The organism is Kitasatospora sp. NPDC086791 (genome assembly GCF_040685975.1).
In the GTDB taxonomy this organism is placed as follows: domain Bacteria; phylum Actinomycetota; class Actinomycetes; order Streptomycetales; family Streptomycetaceae; genus Kitasatospora.
In genome coordinates this window covers 14,865-30,909 of record NZ_JBFBOC010000017.1, presented here as the reverse complement: position 1 = coordinate 30,909, position 16,045 = coordinate 14,865, and the positions used below count along the sequence as shown (strand labels likewise).

At 72.9% G+C, this 16,045-nt stretch carries 13 protein-coding genes; 2 read left to right on the top strand and 11 right to left on the bottom strand.

The genetic code is table 11. The features are described 5' to 3' along the window. Window positions 1-73: 73 nt before the first annotated feature. The 3 genes from AB0Q99_RS22040 to AB0Q99_RS22030 all read right to left on the bottom strand — a co-directional run bounded on the left by AB0Q99_RS22040 (window position 74) and on the right by AB0Q99_RS22030 (window position 3,654). Window positions 74-1,144 (bottom strand): phosphatidylinositol-specific phospholipase C domain-containing protein, encoded by a 1,071-nt coding sequence (locus AB0Q99_RS22040; protein WP_363574284.1) that lies wholly within the window; start codon window positions 1,142-1,144, stop codon window positions 74-76. Window positions 1,145-1,415: 271 nt separating this feature from the next. After that, complete coding sequence (locus tag AB0Q99_RS22035) at window positions 1,416-2,294, bottom strand: geranyl diphosphate 2-C-methyltransferase (protein ID WP_363574282.1); 879 nt, start codon at window positions 2,292-2,294, stop codon at window positions 1,416-1,418. Window positions 2,295-2,400: 106 nt separating this feature from the next. Further along, window positions 2,401-3,654, bottom strand: coding sequence for a family 2 encapsulin nanocompartment cargo protein terpene cyclase (locus tag AB0Q99_RS22030; protein WP_363574280.1), 1,254 nt, complete (start codon window positions 3,652-3,654; stop codon window positions 2,401-2,403). Between the two features lie 391 nt (window positions 3,655-4,045). On the opposite strand from AB0Q99_RS22030, the gene AB0Q99_RS22025 reads away from it, so the two are divergent. Beyond that, a complete protein-coding gene (locus AB0Q99_RS22025) occupies window positions 4,046-5,371 on the top strand; it encodes a radical SAM protein (protein ID WP_363574278.1) in 1,326 nt (441 codons plus the stop codon). Window positions 5,372-5,457: 86 nt separating this feature from the next. Here AB0Q99_RS22025 and AB0Q99_RS22020 read toward each other — a convergent pair whose 3' ends face one another. Continuing rightward, complete coding sequence (locus AB0Q99_RS22020) at window positions 5,458-6,261, bottom strand: thioesterase family protein (RefSeq protein WP_363574276.1); 804 nt, start codon at window positions 6,259-6,261, stop codon at window positions 5,458-5,460. A gap of 197 nt (window positions 6,262-6,458) precedes the next feature. Continuing rightward, a complete protein-coding gene (locus AB0Q99_RS22015) occupies window positions 6,459-6,971 on the bottom strand; it encodes an endonuclease/exonuclease/phosphatase family protein (RefSeq protein ID WP_363574274.1) in 513 nt (170 codons plus the stop codon). A gap of 350 nt (window positions 6,972-7,321) precedes the next feature. Here AB0Q99_RS22015 and AB0Q99_RS22010 point away from each other — a divergent pair, with 350 nt between their 5' ends. Then, the gene (locus tag AB0Q99_RS22010; protein WP_363574272.1) at window positions 7,322-8,584 is read left to right on the top strand and encodes a hypothetical protein; all 1,263 of its coding nucleotides are present in this window, start codon (window positions 7,322-7,324) and stop codon (window positions 8,582-8,584) included. A 128-nt stretch (window positions 8,585-8,712) separates the two neighbouring features. On the opposite strand, the gene AB0Q99_RS22005 is transcribed toward AB0Q99_RS22010, so the two are convergent. From AB0Q99_RS22005 to AB0Q99_RS21980, 6 genes are all read right to left on the bottom strand, one after another. Next, entirely contained in the window at window positions 8,713-8,919 is a 207-nt protein-coding gene (locus AB0Q99_RS22005; protein ID WP_363574270.1) for a hypothetical protein, read from the bottom strand. Window positions 8,920-9,025: 106 nt separating this feature from the next. Next, window positions 9,026-9,748, bottom strand: coding sequence for a ribonuclease H (locus tag AB0Q99_RS22000; protein WP_363574268.1), 723 nt, complete (start codon window positions 9,746-9,748; stop codon window positions 9,026-9,028). Between the two features lie 43 nt (window positions 9,749-9,791). Next, window positions 9,792-11,996 carry a trehalase family glycosidase gene (locus AB0Q99_RS21995; protein WP_363574266.1) on the bottom strand — a complete coding sequence of 735 codons (2,205 nt, stop codon included), beginning with the start codon at window positions 11,994-11,996 and terminating at the stop codon, window positions 9,792-9,794. Next, the gene (locus tag AB0Q99_RS21990) at window positions 11,993-14,068 is read right to left on the bottom strand and encodes a beta-galactosidase (protein ID WP_363574265.1); all 2,076 of its coding nucleotides are present in this window, start codon (window positions 14,066-14,068) and stop codon (window positions 11,993-11,995) included. Before AB0Q99_RS21990 ends, AB0Q99_RS21995 begins: the two co-directional genes overlap by 4 nt. Further along, window positions 14,065-14,985 (bottom strand): carbohydrate ABC transporter permease, encoded by a 921-nt coding sequence (locus AB0Q99_RS21985; RefSeq protein WP_363574263.1) that lies wholly within the window; start codon window positions 14,983-14,985, stop codon window positions 14,065-14,067. Before AB0Q99_RS21985 ends, AB0Q99_RS21990 begins: the two co-directional genes overlap by 4 nt. Continuing rightward, window positions 14,982-16,037: a sugar ABC transporter permease gene (locus AB0Q99_RS21980; RefSeq protein WP_363574261.1), complete on the bottom strand. Its 1,056-nt coding sequence runs from the start codon at window positions 16,035-16,037 to the stop codon at window positions 14,982-14,984. Before AB0Q99_RS21980 ends, AB0Q99_RS21985 begins: the two co-directional genes overlap by 4 nt. Between the last annotated feature and the right edge of the window lie 8 nt (window positions 16,038-16,045).

Genomic DNA, 16,045 nt, shown 5'->3' with positions numbered 1-16,045 from the left:
TCTTCATCCGAGGTCAACTCCCCGTACCCGCGGGCGACGTGACCCGGTCGGTCACCGTCGCCCGCCAGCGGCGTCAGCCGCGCGGCAGCACCAGGGACTGCACCGTCGGCAGCCTGCGCCAGTCGCTGGACACGATGCTCGCGTGCGCCTCGGCCAACTGCTCGGCGCGGGCCCGCGCCTGGTCCGCCGTCGGGTCGGTGGCGCTGATCCGCGGCGCGACCTTGTGGGCGTCGGTCATCACCAGCAGGTAGTGCGCGGCGTCGTACCACCCCGTGTCGATGCCGTCGAGGAAGGTCGCGGCGTCGCCGTCGAAGACCACGAACCAGGGCCGGATCGAGTCGTCCGCGCCGGTGTACCGGCCGCGCGGGTCGCCGGCCGCCGCGCCCAGCACGGACGGGAACACCTGGGCCCGGCCGATCCGGCCGGCCGCCGCCAGGTCGCGCAGGTGCCGCCCGTACTCGACGTCGGTGTGCAGGGTGTCGAAGGGGTTGCCCAGTTCGGCCGTGCCCGGGATCGCGTACAGCAGCACCTTCCCGGCCAGCGCCGAACGGCTCGGCCAGTTGCCCGCCCGCACCGCCGCGTCGAGGCTCGGGTAGGAGCCGCCGCCGGGCTTGGCCAGCAGATCGGCGGGGCGCAGCACGGCGGATCCCAGGTGCTGGGCGATCAGCGCGTCCAGCTGGTCGGGGCCCATCCCGAGGTTGGCGGAGAAGCCCGGCTTGAGCTCCAGTTTGACGACCAGCGGCCCGGCCGCCGGGTGCGCGGCGAGCCAGACCCGGACGTCGTCCAGGCAGTTCTCCAGGTTCTTGTTGGTGGCGCCGGCGTAGAGCTGGGCGGGGGTGGTCGCGGCGGTGCAGTTGTTGCGGTTGCCGAGCGGGTTGGAGTGGCTGACCTTCCACTCCTTGGTGACGATGTTCGGCCAGAGGTCCAGCTCGATCATCCCGGTGCCGGTGTCCAGGCCCTGGGCCAGGTACGGGAACGCGGCCGGGTCGTAGGTGTTGTGCAGGCCGAGGGTGGTGGCCGAGCCGAACGGCAGCTCGCCGGTGCCACCCGGGGTGGCGTCCGCCGGGCCGGTGGTGAACAGCGCCGCCGCGCCGGCGATCAGGCCGGCCGCCAGGAATCCGGACAGGGTGCGACGTGCGGTCATGGGAACCCCCCGAGGTTCGGAAACGGGCCGGCGGCCCTCCTCCGGGCAGCCCGCCGGAGCATTCCCGAGCCGGGCGTGCTCCGCGTGAAGAAGGCACGACAGTAGCGCGACGGGTGCGTTGCTTCTCCCCCGGTCCCCTCCCCTTCCTTCACATCCGGCACCCGGGGCGGTGGCGACCCCACCGTCCCTGACGTTTCATCAGGGCAGCGGCCTCCCCACCGGTGCGAGGAGGCCGCCGTCGATCCGTCCCGTTCCGCTCGGACCGGTCGACTCAGACCCGGTCGGCCGCGATCAGGACGTACTGGAACGAGCCGTCCTTGTAGGACTCGATGAACGCCTCCTCGATGCCGGTGACCAGCGAGGTGGTGTTCCGCAGCTCCCAGTAGGGCAGGGTGTCCGGGGTCAGGTCGATGACGGCCTGGGGCACCAGGCGGTTGTCGGCCATCGCCCGCAGGTACTCGCGGCGGGAGTGGATGTTGCACTCGAAGTGGGCATTGATCTGCGAGACCCACTTGGACGGCTGGCCGTACCGCGGGTTCCAGCAGCCGGTGATGGTGACGTACCGGCCGCCGACACCGAGCACCCGGGAGTGCTCGGCCATCAGGTCGTGCAGGTCGACGTACATGCTGGACTCGTTGTTCCAGGAGCCCGCGACCGTGCCGGTCCCGACGGGCATGGACAGCATGTTGGCGACCCGGGACCGGACGGAGTCGCCGATGCCGAGCTCGGCCGCGCGCTTGTTGCCGAAGTCGGCCTGCTGGGTGGAGAGGGTCATGCCCTCGACCCGGCAGCCGAAGCGCTGGTGGGCCATCACCATCGAGCCGCCGCGGCCGCAGCCGGCGTCGACCAGGGTGGCGTCGGCCGGGATGTCGCCGAGGTGGTCGAGCAGCAGGTCGGCCTGGGCGGACTCCAGGCGGTGCAGCTCGGCGATCACCTTCTTCTCCCGCTCGCTGTCGGCCGGGTCGCCGATCGCGGCCTGGTCGATCTCGCCGATGCCGTAGTGGTGGTGGTAGAGGCCGTCGACGTCACCCAGACGAAGGTTGACCGGGCGGGCCTCGTGATCCCAGTAGCGTGCGATGTCGCCCTGGTAAGGGGTCGCCGGGCCGGGGATGAGGTGGCCGGGGGTGGTGCGGTCGTCGGTCAGGGACATGGGTCAACTCCAGGGTTCGTGGGACTGGTCGGCGGGATCGGCGGCCGCTGCCGGGGTGCGGTGGCCCGGCGTGGGGGGGTGCGGTGGGCCCGGCGTCGGGGTGCGGTCACCAGAAGTCGGGCAGGGTGTAGCGGTAGGTGTTGGTCTGATGCCAGTAGTGGTTGCCGTCGACCCACGCGGCCACGCCGCGCAGGAACCGTACGAGCGTCGGTACCGGGCAGGCGACGGCCAGCGCGGCCGCCTCGGCCTCGAAGGCGCGCATCAGGTCGTTGTGCACCTCGACGGCCTTCAGGTAGCCCTCCTTGCGCGAGACGCCCTCGCGTTCGGAGACCACCACCGGCAGGTTCAGGTGCAGTCCGGGGCTGGACAGCTCCTTGGTGTACGAGTACAGGTCGTTGACGATCGTGGTGGCGTTGCCGGCGAGCGCGATCACCCGCTGCATGGCGGGCAGCGCGTGCAGCTCGGCGGGCAGCTCGTAACCGCCGACGGTGTCCGTGATGGTCGGGCAGGGGCGGAAGTTGTTGAACTGGCGCATGGCCAGGTACTCCCAGACCTCCGGCACGTGGTCCGTCTGGTCCCAGGCGGCCTCGGCCAGGTACCCCAGGTGCAGCCGCGCCATGTCGTGCCGGAAGCGGTCGGCCTGGGAGGGCGTGGAGGCCTGGGTGAAGTACCGCATCGCCGAGTGGTACGCCCGGCGGGGCGGGTCCGCGGAGAGCGAGGCCTCCCAGGCCGGCCGGTACTCCGGCGTGGTGTGCAGCGGGTCGAGCGCGGTGTGCGCGAGCAGCAGGCGGCTGCCCAGGCCGACCGGCGATCCGCCGAGGTCCTCGCAGTAGCAGTCGTCCACCGCGTTCTCGGCCACCATCAGCCGGGCCGCGAGCATCAGGTGGTCGACGCTGGGCGCGTCGGGGTGGCAGGCCACCATGTAGCGCCCGGTGGAGAAGCCGTCGAAGTCCTTCTCCCACTCCGGCGGGTAGAGCTCGATCTCGTCGATCGCCCACGCTTTGATCCTCAGGCTGAGCGCCTCCACCCGGGCCGGGTCTGGCTCGGCGACCGGGTGGTGGTAGAGACCGGGGATCGGGTCGCCGGCCCTGGGCTTGCCGCCGCTCGGCACCTCGGCGGCCACGGCCGGACCGGGAACGGGCAGACCGGCCAGGCCAGGCAGGGCGGGGCCGTGCAGGGCCGGGACGGACAAGGCGGGGACGGCCGGGACCTCGGGCACCTCGACCTCGGGCGTCGCGAGCTCGGGCACCTCGACCTCCGGTGCCTCCGGCGTCTGCGGTGCCTCCGGCCTCAACTGCAGCCCGGCGGTACCCAGTCCGGCGGGCCCGCGCAGGATCCGCTCGATCGCCGGGGAGCTCATGGGCCCACCGCCGGGGTGGCGGGCCCGGGCGGTGCGTCCGGTCGGACACGCAGGGGCATGAAGCCTCCTCTGAGAAGGATCACAGGACATGACGGGGCGTCACTTCTCCCCCGCTGTGGGAACTCCGGGCGGTGAGCCCGGTCCCGCTCGGTTCCTCACCGTAGGCGCGCAGGCGCATTACGGAATGCAACGGACGATCTTCTACACCCGATAGGGTGAACGTTTCGGCTGACCAGGTTTGGCGGCGCCCCTGCCGTGCATTGACCCGACCACACTTCGGCGCTTCAGGACCGAACCCGCCCGAAGCGGACCGAAGCGGACCGGCCCCGTAAGGGGGAGAAGAATGGGCGCGGCGCCGTGGAGGATCGGGGCCAGGAAGGAAGACCAGCGCATGGAGAGCCAGGCCGGTAGCCGCACCGCACTCGTCGAGGGGCTGATGGAGCGCTATCCCGACGTGCCCCGGGAGGCGGTGATCAAGGAGGACCTGCTGCGCGGCGGCATGGCCTTCGACGAGTCCGCGCTCAGCGGCAGCGCGGGCGCCGACGGGGGCGGCGAGGTGAAGCCGAAGTCGTACTTCATCTTCTCCTTCGACCACCGCACCCTGCCCGAGCTGGGCGCCGCCGCGCTCAACCGGCCGCCGGAGGAGATCGTGCTGACCGGCGGGCCGTACGGGCTGCGCCGCACGGTGGTGTCGGTGCGGGTCAACCCGGACTCGCCGTACCGGGTCGGTGCCGGGGAGGACGGGACGCTCGGCCTCCACCTGGACGGCGCCCGGATCGCCGACGTCGGCCTGCCGCCGATGCCCGACTACTACCGCCACACGCTCGCCAACGGGAAGTCCGTGATGGAGGTCGCCCCGACCATCCAGTGGGGTTACCTGATCTACCTCACGGTGTTCCGGGTCTGCCAGTACTTCGGCGCCAAGGAGGAGTGCCAGTACTGCGACATCAACCACAACTGGCGCCAGCACAAGGCCGCCGGCCGCCCGTACACCGGGGTCAAGCCGGTCGAGGAGGTGCTGGAGGCGCTGGCGCTGATCGACGAGCACGACACCGCCCGCGCCTCCCGGGCGTACACCCTCACCGGCGGGGCGATCACCTCGCAGGTCGGCGGCCGGGACGAGGCCGACTTCTACGGGCAGTACGCGAAGGCCATCGAGGAGCGTTTCCCGGGCCGCTGGATCGGCAAGGTCGTGGCACAGGCACTGCCGCGCGAGGACGTCCAGCGCTTCCACGACTACGGCGTGCGGATCTACCACCCCAACTTCGAGGTCTGGGACAAGCGGCTGTTCGAGCTCTACTGCCCGGGCAAGGAGCGCTACGTCGGCCGCGACGAGTGGCACCGCCGGATCCTCGACTCCACCGAGGTGTTCGGCCCGGAGAACGTGATCCCCAACTTCGTCGCGGGCGTGGAGATGGCCGAGCCCTTCGGCTTCACCACGGTGGACGAGGCGATCGCCTCCACCGAGGAGGGCCTGCGCCACTTCATGTCACACGGCGTGGTCCCGCGCTTCACCACCTGGTGCCCCGAGCCCACCACCCCGCTCGGCAAGGCCAACCCGCAGGGCGCGCCGCTGGAGTACCACATCCGGCTGCTGCGGACCTACCGCGCGACCCTGGAGGAGTTCGGCCTCTCCTCCCCGCCCGGCTACGGGCCGGCCGGGCCGGGCCGGGCGGTCTTCTCGGTCAGCTCGTTCATGGACTCGATCTCCGAGTGAGCGCGTCCTCCGGGTGAGTGACGGCCGTGAGGCTCCGGGAATCCGGGCATCACGGCCGTACCGGGTCTACCCGACCGTCCGGGTCGTCACCTTCCGCGCTGCGGGCGGACGGTGAGGATCTGCTCGGCGCGGCCCAGCGGACCGCGCTCGTCGTGCAGCACGGTGCTGGTGACGCCGTGGCCGGCCGGGCCGAAGCTGACGCTGGTGTCCAGGCCGGTCCAGCGGCCTTCGGGGCGGCGGAAGAGGTGGATGGTCAGGTCGGTGTTGGGGAACATCCACTCGGTGGGCGCCTGCCGGACGGCGATGCCGTTGGCGGTGTCCACCAGGGCGACGAAGGAGGCGTGCGGGCTGCTGGGCTCCCCGGCGACCAGCTCGACCGGGGTGGAGACCCAGGCGGCGGCCCGGCCGGGTGCCGTCCGCCGGTGGCGGACCTCGATCGAGGAGATGTAGCCGCCGCCCCACACCCCGTCCATCGCCCAGGGCTCGAACTCCTCCGGCGCGGGCAGCCGTTCGTCGTGCGTCCCGGCGACGGCGGCGGTGTCGAGTTCGGCGAGGAACCAGGCGCGGGCCCGGACGACGGCGCGCTCCCCGACCACCACGGTGGCCTCGACCAGCTCGATGGTGCGCCCGGGCCGGACGGTCTCCACCGTGACCTCGAACTCGTCGAGGGCGATCAGGCCGAGTATGTCGAAGCTGATCCGGGCCAGCGCCAGGCCGTCGCCGGGGCGGTCGGCCCGGTACCGGTCGATCGCGTGGACGATCAGGCCGCCGAGCGGGCTGAAGTGCTGCTCGTCGGGGTGCCAGGCGCCCTGGGCCTGGACGGTGGGCTTGTAGCGGTTCTCGCCGGTGCGCTGGAAGTAGCTGTCGGGCGCTGCGGTGGGGGTGGACACGGGCGCTTCTCCTCGGGCCGATCGCGGGGCACCGGGCGGGCGCCGCCGGGGTACGACGGCGCCCGACCTCGGCGTTCAGGATCGTAAGGGGCCGAACCGCCGCCGGGGCGTGACGGTGACGCATCCCACACCGGCCCCCGGGCGGGCCCTTCACCGCCCGCCCGGGCCCGGCGGTCCGGGCGACGGCCCGCGTGGCGTCAGTGCGCGGCGAGCGGGTAGTGGTCGGAGAGGTCGGTGTAGGTGTAGCTCTTGCCCCAACTGCTCACCGTCCAGGGCGCGCTGTGCACCCGGACGACCTGGTGGGCGTACTGCTGCGGGCGGGCGTGGTCGGCGCGGTGGAGGACGTGGTCGAGGTCCTCCTTGGGGTCGCCCGGGTAGCGGTAGGCGGCGATGGAGTTGTCGGCGGTGTCGAAGGAGTACGGCCGGCCGGGGCGGGCGGAGGCCGGGGCGAGGTTGCCGTCGGTCAGCAGGGCCTGGTAGTCGGAGCCGTGGGAGTCGATGGTGAGGTCGCCGGCGAGGACGACCGGCTCGTCGGCCGGGATCCGCTTGGCGTCGTGAAGGTCCGCATCGCGGTGAGCTGCTTGGCCCGGATGTCGGCCGCCTGGCCGCTGGAGCAGCCCGAGTCGGTGGACCGCAGGTGGGTGCCGACCACGTGGGTACGACGGCCGTCGACGTTCAGGACGGCGTGGACGAAGCCCTTGTTGGACCACCAGTCGGAGCCGCAGGCGTTGTTGTAGACGTAGACGTCGGGCGAGCAATCGGCGAACTCTCCGGAAACTTCCGTACGAACGGGATGACGACGGGTCACCGCAGGGAGTCGCGTCCGCCGACTCCCCCATGACGGTACGCATGCGGACACATCGGGTCATCGCGGATGTTCTCGGCCACATCACTTAAAGTCTGCGCCAAATAATCGGATGACTGCTTGCTGATAATGTGCTCGTATGTGTAGGCGCCGTGGCGCTGCACACCACAGGGGGAGGTCCGGTCGTCAGATCGGGCCCAGTCACACAGGAGTTGCACCATCAACACCGCCATCCGCAAGGCCGCCCGCGGTGCGATGCCCGTCGCCGTCACCGCTTCCGTCCTCGCCACCGGTCTCGCCGCCTGCGGCACCGTCGAGCAGTTGTCCGCCGCCCAGAAGGTCTCCAAGGCCTTCGACAAGGTCGGTGACGGAAAGTCGGCCGGCTTCGCCCTTTCCATCGACGCCACCCCCGAGCAGATCCTCGCCTTCGCGAAGGCCACCGGGGAGAAGGGCGCAACCGGGGGCAAGGGCGCCGGCGACGGGGTGGACGAGAAGAGCGCCAAGGCCCTGTCCGGGCTCACGATCGCCGTCGCGGTCTCCGCGGACAAGCCGCTCAAGGACATCGAGGCCTTCAAGGAGGCCAAGGGCTCGGCCGCGAACAAGGACCTGACGCTCGACACGTCGGTGCGCGTCTCCTACGTGCTGTCCGACCGCAGCGGCACCCCGCTGCTGGAGTACCGCCAGGTCGACGCCAAGGGGTACCTGCACGTCGACGCCAAGGGCCTGGTCAAGCTGATCGGCGAGGACCCCTCGCAGGTGGACTCCGTCAGCAAGGACCTGCCGGCGGACCTGGGCCCGGTCAAGGACGCGCTGGCCGGCAAGTGGGTCTCGCTCGACCTCCAGGAGCTCGCCGACGCGGCGAAGAAGGACGACGGCAAGAAGGCCGCGCCGAGCGGAGCGCCCACCGCCGACCCGGAGGCCGCCAAGCAGCTCCTCAACTCGCTCAAGGACGTGCTCGGCCGCACCGTCACGTACGAGGACAAGGGCAAGAAGGACGGCGCCGAGCACATCTGGATGAGTGCCCCGGCCCGCCAGCTGGTGGACGAGGTGTTCAAGGCCGTCAAGCCGGTCGCGGACAAGTTCCCGCAGCAGTTCAAGAAGTTCCCGTCCCAGGCCCCGAGCGACGTGCCGGACCGCAAGGTCGGCGTCGACCTCTACCTGAAGGACGGCGCCTTCTCCTCGGCCACCTTCGACCTCGCCCAGCTGGAGAGCAAGGTCGAGCCGGGCGTCAACTTCCCGGTGAAGCTGGCCTTCAACCGGTCGGCCCCGGACGTCCAGGCCCCGGCCGACGCCGTGAAGCTGACCAGCGACGACCTGATGAAGGCGGTGCTCGGCCTCGCCGCCGGCCCCGGCGGCCTCACCCCCGGCGCCAGTGGCACGGCCACCACGGCGACCCCGCTGACCGACGCCCAGCTCAAGGAGCTCGCCAAGCTCGGCGTCCCGGAGTCCCAGGCCCGCGCGTTCAACGCGCTCGGCATGAGCTTCGAGGACATCAAGGAGATCTCGCAGCCCAGCTGACGCTGCCTGGCTCCACGGCCTCACAGCCTCATAGCTCCACGGCGCCACAGCTCCACCGCTTCACCACGACCGGCCGACCGCGACTGCGCGGTCGGCCGGTCGCGTTCCGCCCTGCGCGGGGAGGGGCCCTACGCCGCCCGCGCGGAACGCCGGGCCGGCACCTCGACCCGCCCCGAGCGCAGATGGCTGCGGTGACCGTCGGCGAACACCAGCCGCAGGCTCCGGTCCTCCGGAGCCGCCTCGACGACGGCGCTCTCGACCGCGGCGTAGGACGACTCCCGGTAGACCCACACCTCGTCCCCGACGTGGAACTCCGCCGTCTCCGAGACGATCACCGCACTCACCTTCCTCCGAACCTGCCCACCCACCTGTACGGTGCGCGGCGCCCGGGGACTCAGCCGTGATCGGCCCCGGGCGGAAACGGCCCCGGGCGGAAACGGCTCAGGCGTGGGCGGTGACGCACTCCGGGTGGCCCCAGCTGGAGCCGACCTTGGTGATCTTGTCGCCCTTGGCGTACGGGCGGCTGCACGGGCAGGTGCCCGGGTAGCGGGCGGCGAGGGTGCGGGAGGTGCCCGAGGAGCTGCGCTTCGCGGCCGCGCCGCCGGTGCCTCCGCTGCCGGCGGCCGCGCGGGAGCCGGTACCGGCGCGGGTGGTGCGGGGCTTGGCGGCGGCGGCCGGGTCGGGCTCGGGCAGGTCGGCGGCGGTGCCGGCGGCGTCCCGCTGGGTGCGGGCGGCGTCGCTGGCGGCCTGGTCGGCGATGGCGTTCAGCGGGTCGCCGTCCACCTGGTGGGCCGGGACGTAGACGAAGGTGACGTCCCGGCCATCCAGCAGCGCGTCGATCGCCTGGATCAGCTCCTGGTTGGCGACCGGCTTGCCGGCCGCCGTCTTCCAGCCGTTGCGCTTCCAGCCCTTCAGCCACTTGGTCACCGAGTCGCGGGTGTAGGTGCTGTCCAGCCGCACCTCCAGCGACACGGCCGGGTCGGTCGCCGCCAGCAGCCGCTGCAGCGCCGTCAGTTCGCCGACGTTGTTGGTGCTGTGCCCGAGGGCGCCGGATTCCCAGCGCTGGGGCGCCCCGGCGGCGTCCGCCACCACGTACGCCCAGCCCGCCGGGCCCGGGTTGCCCTTGGCTGCTCCGTCACACGCTGCAATGACTCGTTCGACCATGCCCCCGATCATGCCTGCTCGGACCGCCGGGAGCCAAAGCCGCTCATTCCCGCAGCAGCGGCAGCAGCAGCGCCGCCGACCAGCTGAAGTTGGTCGAGTTGCGCCCCTCCCCGGTCAACGGGTCGTAGTTCTCCCGCAGCGGGCCGTCACCGCCGAGCCCGGCGGCGGTGGCCAGCAGCCGCTCGACCGTCCGGCGGGCGTCCCCGTCCCAGCCGTACCGGCGCAGGCCCTCGATCGCGAAGTAGGTCTGGTCGAGCCAGGCCAGTCCGCGCCAGTACCCGGCCGGGTCGAAGGCCGTCGAGCTGCGGGCGACGGTCGGGAAGGGCAGTGCCGTGCCGAACTCCGCCGGGTCGAGCAGCAGCCGCCGGACCGTACGGGCCTGGGCGGGGGTCGCGGTGCCGGACCAGAGCGGGATCGCGCCCTCGATGCCGCGGCCGCGCGCGGTGAGCCGGGCGCCGGTGGCCAGGTCGGTGTCGTGGAACCAGCCGCCGGCCGGGTCGTACATGGTGTCGCGCACGGCGGCGTCGATCCGCCCGGCCCGGGCGCGCAGCCGCTCGGCGGTGGAGCGGTCGCCCAGTTCGGCGGCGATCGCCGCCAGGTGGCGGTGGTCGGCGGCCAGGTAGGCGTTCAGGTCGACGGAGCGCTGGGTGAGCGACCAGCCGAGCGGCGTCCCGTCGGCGTCCCGGTTGGGGACCACGGTGGCGGCGTCGAAGCGCGGGGCGTTGTCCATGCCGGACTCCCAGGCGGCCGCCTGCCGGCAGTCCTCCGGGGTGGCGTTGGCCGGGTCGAGGGTCGCGCCGTACTCGCACAGGCCCTCGCCGTGGTGGTCCCGGGTGCGGTACCACCAGTCCTGGTAGGCGGTCAGCTTGGGCAGCAGCTCGCGCAGGAAGGCGCGGTCGCCGCTGCGCCGGTAGACCTCCCACACCGCCCAGGAGGCCAGCGGGGGCTTGGAGTTGCGCTCGTTCCAGTTGCCGCCGCCGCTGCTCGGGTCGTTGTAGAAGACGCAGTCCGGGACCATCCCGGCGTCCTGCGGCCGGTCGGCGGCGCCGGGCGGGACCTGGTGGTCGAAGACCGCCCGGATCTGGTCGGCGGCCAGGCCGGGCGCGAAGAGGGCGGTGCCGACGGCCTGCTTCCAGGTGTCCCAGGCCCAGACCCCGCTGAACCACTTGTACGAGAGCGTCGGTGTGACGGCGTCGTGCCGGATCCGCCCGGCCGGGCTGCGCCAGTTGGTGACCAGGGTCTGCACGCACTTCACGGCGGTCCGGCGGCGGGCCGCCGGGACGCCCTCGGTGGCGCGGGCGACGTACCCGGCCCAGCGGGCGGCGCCGGCCGCGGCGACCCGCTCGGGGGCGCGCAGCGCGGCGTCGGACTCGACCGTCGCCCGGTCGTGTTCGGCGTCGGTGAAGGTGTAGCTCTCGGTCCAGTCCAGGGTGCGGGACTGCCCGGGCGCCAGCCGTACCGGCTCGACGAGTTCGGTGCGGTGGCCGTCGCCGTCCACGGTGACCCGCACCGGCCGGGCGTGGCGGACGGTGAAGCGCTCGGTGCCGTCGGTCAGGTAGTCCCAGGTCTGCCGGACGCGGGCGAACCGGACCTCCGGGCCGCGCTCCCCGGCGACCAGCCGCGGCGCCTCGCGCTGCGGGCCGGTGGCGGGCCGCAGCAGAGTGCCGGTCCAGGCGGCGCGCAGGGTGCGGGCAGTGGGTCCGCCGTTGCTGAGGCGGGCCCGGAGCAGAGCGGTGCGGTTGCCCGCGAAGCGCAGTTCCAGGGTGAGGGCGAGGCCGCCGCCGAGGTCGTGGGACTGGCGGAGCAGGCCGGGCAGCGCGGTGGCGCGCGGGGGTGCGCCCGCCGTGAGGTCCAGGGTGCGGTCCTGCTCGGTGAGCCGCAGGCGGGTGAGGCCGTCGCTGAGCCACCACGGGTACTCCTGGGCCAGGTACAGCGGGCCGGTGAAGCCGCCGGGCGGGTCGGTGGGGCGTGGCAGGGCGTAGGCGTGCCAGGCGCCGAGGTCGGCGAAGACGGTGATCGGGTTGTTGCCGCTCGGGTCGCCGGGGTAGGCCTGGGCGGGGGTGCCGTGCAGGTCGAGGACGTCGGCGTACTGCTCGTCGGGCCGGGCTGCCGGGTCGGCGGTGTCCGCCGGTGCGGCGGGGGCGGCCGGTGCGGCGGGTACGGCGTGCGCGGCCGGTGCGGCGAGGGTGCCGGCGGCCGCGAGGGCGGCGGATCCGGCCAGCAGGCGGCGGCGGGACAGCGGGTTCACGGGCGCTCCTCGGCGGCGGGGATGCGGATGACGGCGGCGCCGAGCGGCGCGAGGGTGGCTGCGGTGGCGACGGCGGTGCCGGTGAGCAGGTCGGTTCCGGGTGCGTCGAGCGGCACCCGGCGTTCGGCGGGGCCGTGGTTGAGCAGGAAGAGGTACCGGGTGCCGTCGGCGGCGTGCCGGCGGGTGGCCTCGACGTCCGGTGGCAGGCCCGGCAGTTCGGCGCCCACCCCGGCTTCGGCGAGCGGCAGGTCGAGCACCCGGCCGATGCCGGTGCCGAGGTGGCAACTCAGGTACCAGGCGCTGCCCGTGCCGTACCGGCGGCGGGTGACGGCGGGCAGGCCGGCCAGGGCGCCGGAGGCGTAGCGGGCCAGGGTCTCGGCGCCCTCGGTCTCGATCCACTCGCTCCAGTGCTCGGCGCGCAGCTCCCGGTCGCCGGCGCCCGCGCCCGGGGCCGCACCGGGTGCAGCTCCCGTAGCCCCGCCGAGGGTCACGGCCGTGCTCGTCCCGTCCGGGATCGGCCAGTGCTCGTCCACGACGACGCCGAGCAGTTCCCGCAGCGGGCCGGGGTGGCCGCCGGGGTGGATGTGGTCGTGCCGGTCGGCGATGCCGCTGAACGGGCCGCAGACCAGGTGGCCGCCGGCCCGGACGTGGGCGGTGAGCCGGTCGGCGGTGGCGGTGTCGAGCAGGTAGAGGTTGGGAGCGAGCACCAGTCGGTAGTCGTCGAGGTCCGCGCCGGGCGGGACGAAGTCGACGGTGACGCCGCGCTCGTACAGCGCCGCGTACCAGGGGCGGAGCAGGTCGAGCCAGCGCATCCGGGCGGAGGGGTGGTCGTCCAGCTCCAGTGCCCACCAGCTGTCCCAGTCGAGCAGCACGGCCGTGCGCCCGTGCAGCCGGCTGCCGGCGAGTTCGCCGAGGCGGCGCAGTTCGGCGCCGAGGCGGACGGTCTCCTGCCAGCCGCGCGAGGCCGTGCCCCGGTGCGGGAGCATCGCGCTGTGGAACTTCTCGGCGCCGGCGGAGGAGGCGCGCCACTGGAAGTGCAGGATGCCGTCGGCGCCGCGGGCCAGGGCCTGCAGGGACCAGAGGCGGTGGAGGCCGGGGCGTTTGGGCAGGTTGACCGGCCGCCAGCTGACGGCGGAGGGTGCCTGTTCCATCAGCAGCCAGGGCCGGCCGCCCTTGAGCGAGCGCATCAGGTCGTAGGTCATGGCGGCGTTGACGTGGGCGCGGGGGTCGGCCGGGTCGGGGTAGGCGTCGTCGGAGACGAGGTCCTCGTGCCGGCTCCACTCCCAGTAGTCGAGGGCCTTGAGCATCGACATGAAGTTGGTGGTGACCGGTACGCCGGGCGAGACCTCGTCGAGGACGGCCTTCTCGGCGCGGTGCAGGGCGAGCAGCGCGTCCGAGCAGAACCGGCGCCAGTCCAGCAGCTGGGTCGGGTTGACCGGGCCGGGGGCGGTGCGCGGCGGCTCGATCTGCTCGAAGGAGCCGTAGCCCTGGGACCAGCACGCCGTGCCCCAGGAACGGTTCAACTCCCCGATCGTGCCGTGCCGTTCGCGCAGCCAGCGGCGGAAGTGGGCGGCCGAAGCGGGGCAGAAGCACTCCTGGACGTGGTCGCCGTACTCGTTGTGGATGTGCCACAGGGCGAGGGCCGGGTGGTCGCGGTAGCGCTCGGCGAGCATCCGGGTGAGCCGGACGGCGGCGGCCCGGTAGGCGGTCGAGGAGGGGCAGTAGTGCTGGCGCGAGCCGAACTCCAGCCGGACGCCGTCGGCGGTGACCGGCAGCAGCTCGGGGTGGGCCCGGACCAGCCAGGCGGGCGGCGAGGCGGTGGCGGTGGCCAGGTCGGCGGCGATGCCGTGCCGCTGGAGCAGGTCGAGCAGCCGGTCCAGCCAGCCGAAGTCCCGTCGGTGGGAGTCGGGTTGGAGGCGGGCCCAGGAGAAGACGCCGACGGTGACCAGGTTGACCCCGGCCTCGGCCATCAGCTTCACGTCCTCGGCCCACACCTGTTCGGGCCACTGCTCGGGGTTCCAGTCCCCGCCGTACAGCAGGCCGGGCACCCGGGTGAGACGGTCCACGGTCATCCTTTCAGCGCTCCGCCCAGCAGGCCGGCCACGAACTGCCGTTGGAAGAGCAGGAAGAGCAGCATCAGCGGGAGGGTGGCCAGGAGGGATCCGAGCATCAGGCCGGAGTAGTCGACGTGGGTCATTCCGGTCAGGGTGTTGAGGGCGACCGGCACGGTGTACTTGTCCTCGGTGTTGAGCATCAGCAGCGGCCAGATGAAGCCGTTCCACTGGCCCATGAAGGTGAAGATCACCAGCGCGCCCAACTGCGGCCGTACGCACGGCAGGACGACCTGGTAGAAGGTGCGCAGCTCGCCGGAGCCGTCGATCCGGGCCGACTCCAGCAGTTCGTCGGGGAAGTCCAGGAAGCCCTGGCGCATCAGCAGGATGCCGAAGGAGTTGGCGAGGAAGGGCAGGACCACGGCCTGGTAGCTGTCGATCCAGCCGAGGCCGGCCATCATCTGGAACAGCGGGACGAGCAGCACCTGCAGCGGGATCATCATCGTCGCCAGCACCACGCCGAGCAGCAGACCGCGGCCGCGGAAGCGGTACTTGGCGAGCCCGTAGCCGCACATGGCGGACAGCAGCGAGCTGAGCACGGTGTGCACGGCGGCGATGCCGAGGCTGTTGAGCAGGACCCGGCCGAAGCCGATGCTCTGCTGGAGGTGGGCCAGGTTGCGCAGCAGCTCTCCGCCGGGCAGGAACGGCGGTGGGGAGTGGAAGAGTTCGGAGCTGCTGTGGGTACTGGCGATCATCATCCAGGCGAAGGGCACCAGGCTGACGACGGCGCCGAGGGTGAGGGCCGCGAGGACGGCGGCGCGGCCGAGGCGGGCGGGCAGCGGGGTGGCCGGTCGCGGGGTGGCCGGTCGCCGGCCCCTCGGCAGGGCTGCCTTCGCCGGCACCGCGTTCGGTGACGCCGCCTTCGGCGGGACGGTCATCGGCGGCGTTCCCTTCCGTAGAGCCGGAACTGGAGCAGCGAGACGGTCGCGATGATCAGCACGACGGCCCAGGCGATGGCGGCCGCGTAGCCGAAGTCGAGCTGCTGGAAGCCGACCTTGTACAGGTAGACCACCGGGGTGAGGGTCGCGTCGCCGGGTCCGCCGCGGGTCAGCACGTAGTTCTCGTCGAAGAGTTGGAGGGTGCCGATGGTGGAGGTGATGACGCAGAACAGCACGACGGGCCGCAGTTGCGGCAGGATCACCCGGGTGTGGGTGCGCACGGTGCCGGCGCCGTCGAGGGCGGCGGCCTCGTACTGGTCGCGGCCGATCGCCTGCAGGCCGGCCAGCAGGATGACGGCGTTGTAGCCGGTCCACCGCCAGGTGACCGAGCCGATCAGCGAGACGCGGGCCCAGGTGGGCGAGTCGAGCCAGTCGACCGGGCCGGCGCCGAGCGCCCGGAGCAGCTGGTTGGCCAGGCCGCCGTCGGTGCGCAGCAGCACCTGGAAGACCACGGCGTAGGCGACCAGGGTGGTGATCGCGGGCAGGAAGAACACCGCCCGCCAGCCGGCCCGGAACCGCAGCCAGGACTGGTTGAGCAGGACGGCGAGCACCAGGGCCAGGCCGATCATGACCGGCACCTGGACGGCGAGGATCAGGCCGGTGTTGGTCAGCGACTGCAGGAAGGCCGGGTCGTGCAGCAGCCGGCGGTACTGGTCCAGGCCGACCCAGACGTTGGCGCCGCCGCGGCGGGCGGTGAAGCTCTGGTAGAGGCTGGCGGCGAGCGGGTAGGCGAAGAAGGCGGTGAAGAGGGCGGCGGTGGGCCCGGCGAACAGCCAGGCGGCCCGGTGCGGGGAGTGCCGGCGGCGGGCGGAGCCGTGCTCGGGGAGCGGTTTTCGGCGGCCCGGTGCGCGGGCGGTGCTGCGGGCGAGTCTGCGGCCGGCTGTCGAAGCGGTCGTCAGGGCGGCGCTCAGGGGCCCCGGTTCGCGGGCCGCCGGTTCGCGGGCGGCCGTGCGCCCGGGTTCGCCCGGCGGGGCCGGGAGGCTGCTGGTCACGGCGCCCG

Coding starts and splice junctions, on each gene's coding strand:
- AB0Q99_RS22040 (WP_363574284.1), bottom strand. CDS start 1,144: ATGACCGCACGTCGCACCCTGTCCGGATTCCTGGCGGCCGGCCTGATC.
- AB0Q99_RS22035 (WP_363574282.1), bottom strand. CDS start 2,294: ATGTCCCTGACCGACGACCGCACCACCCCCGGCCACCTCATCCCCGGC.
- AB0Q99_RS22030 (WP_363574280.1), bottom strand. CDS start 3,654: ATGAGCTCCCCGGCGATCGAGCGGATCCTGCGCGGGCCCGCCGGACTG.
- AB0Q99_RS22025 (WP_363574278.1), top strand. CDS start 4,046: ATGGAGAGCCAGGCCGGTAGCCGCACCGCACTCGTCGAGGGGCTGATG.
- AB0Q99_RS22010 (WP_363574272.1), top strand. CDS start 7,322: ATGCCCGTCGCCGTCACCGCTTCCGTCCTCGCCACCGGTCTCGCCGCC.
- AB0Q99_RS22000 (WP_363574268.1), bottom strand. CDS start 9,748: ATGGTCGAACGAGTCATTGCAGCGTGTGACGGAGCAGCCAAGGGCAAC.
- AB0Q99_RS21990 (WP_363574265.1), bottom strand. CDS start 14,068: ATGACCGTGGACCGTCTCACCCGGGTGCCCGGCCTGCTGTACGGCGGG.
- AB0Q99_RS21985 (WP_363574263.1), bottom strand. CDS start 14,985: ATGACCGTCCCGCCGAAGGCGGCGTCACCGAACGCGGTGCCGGCGAAG.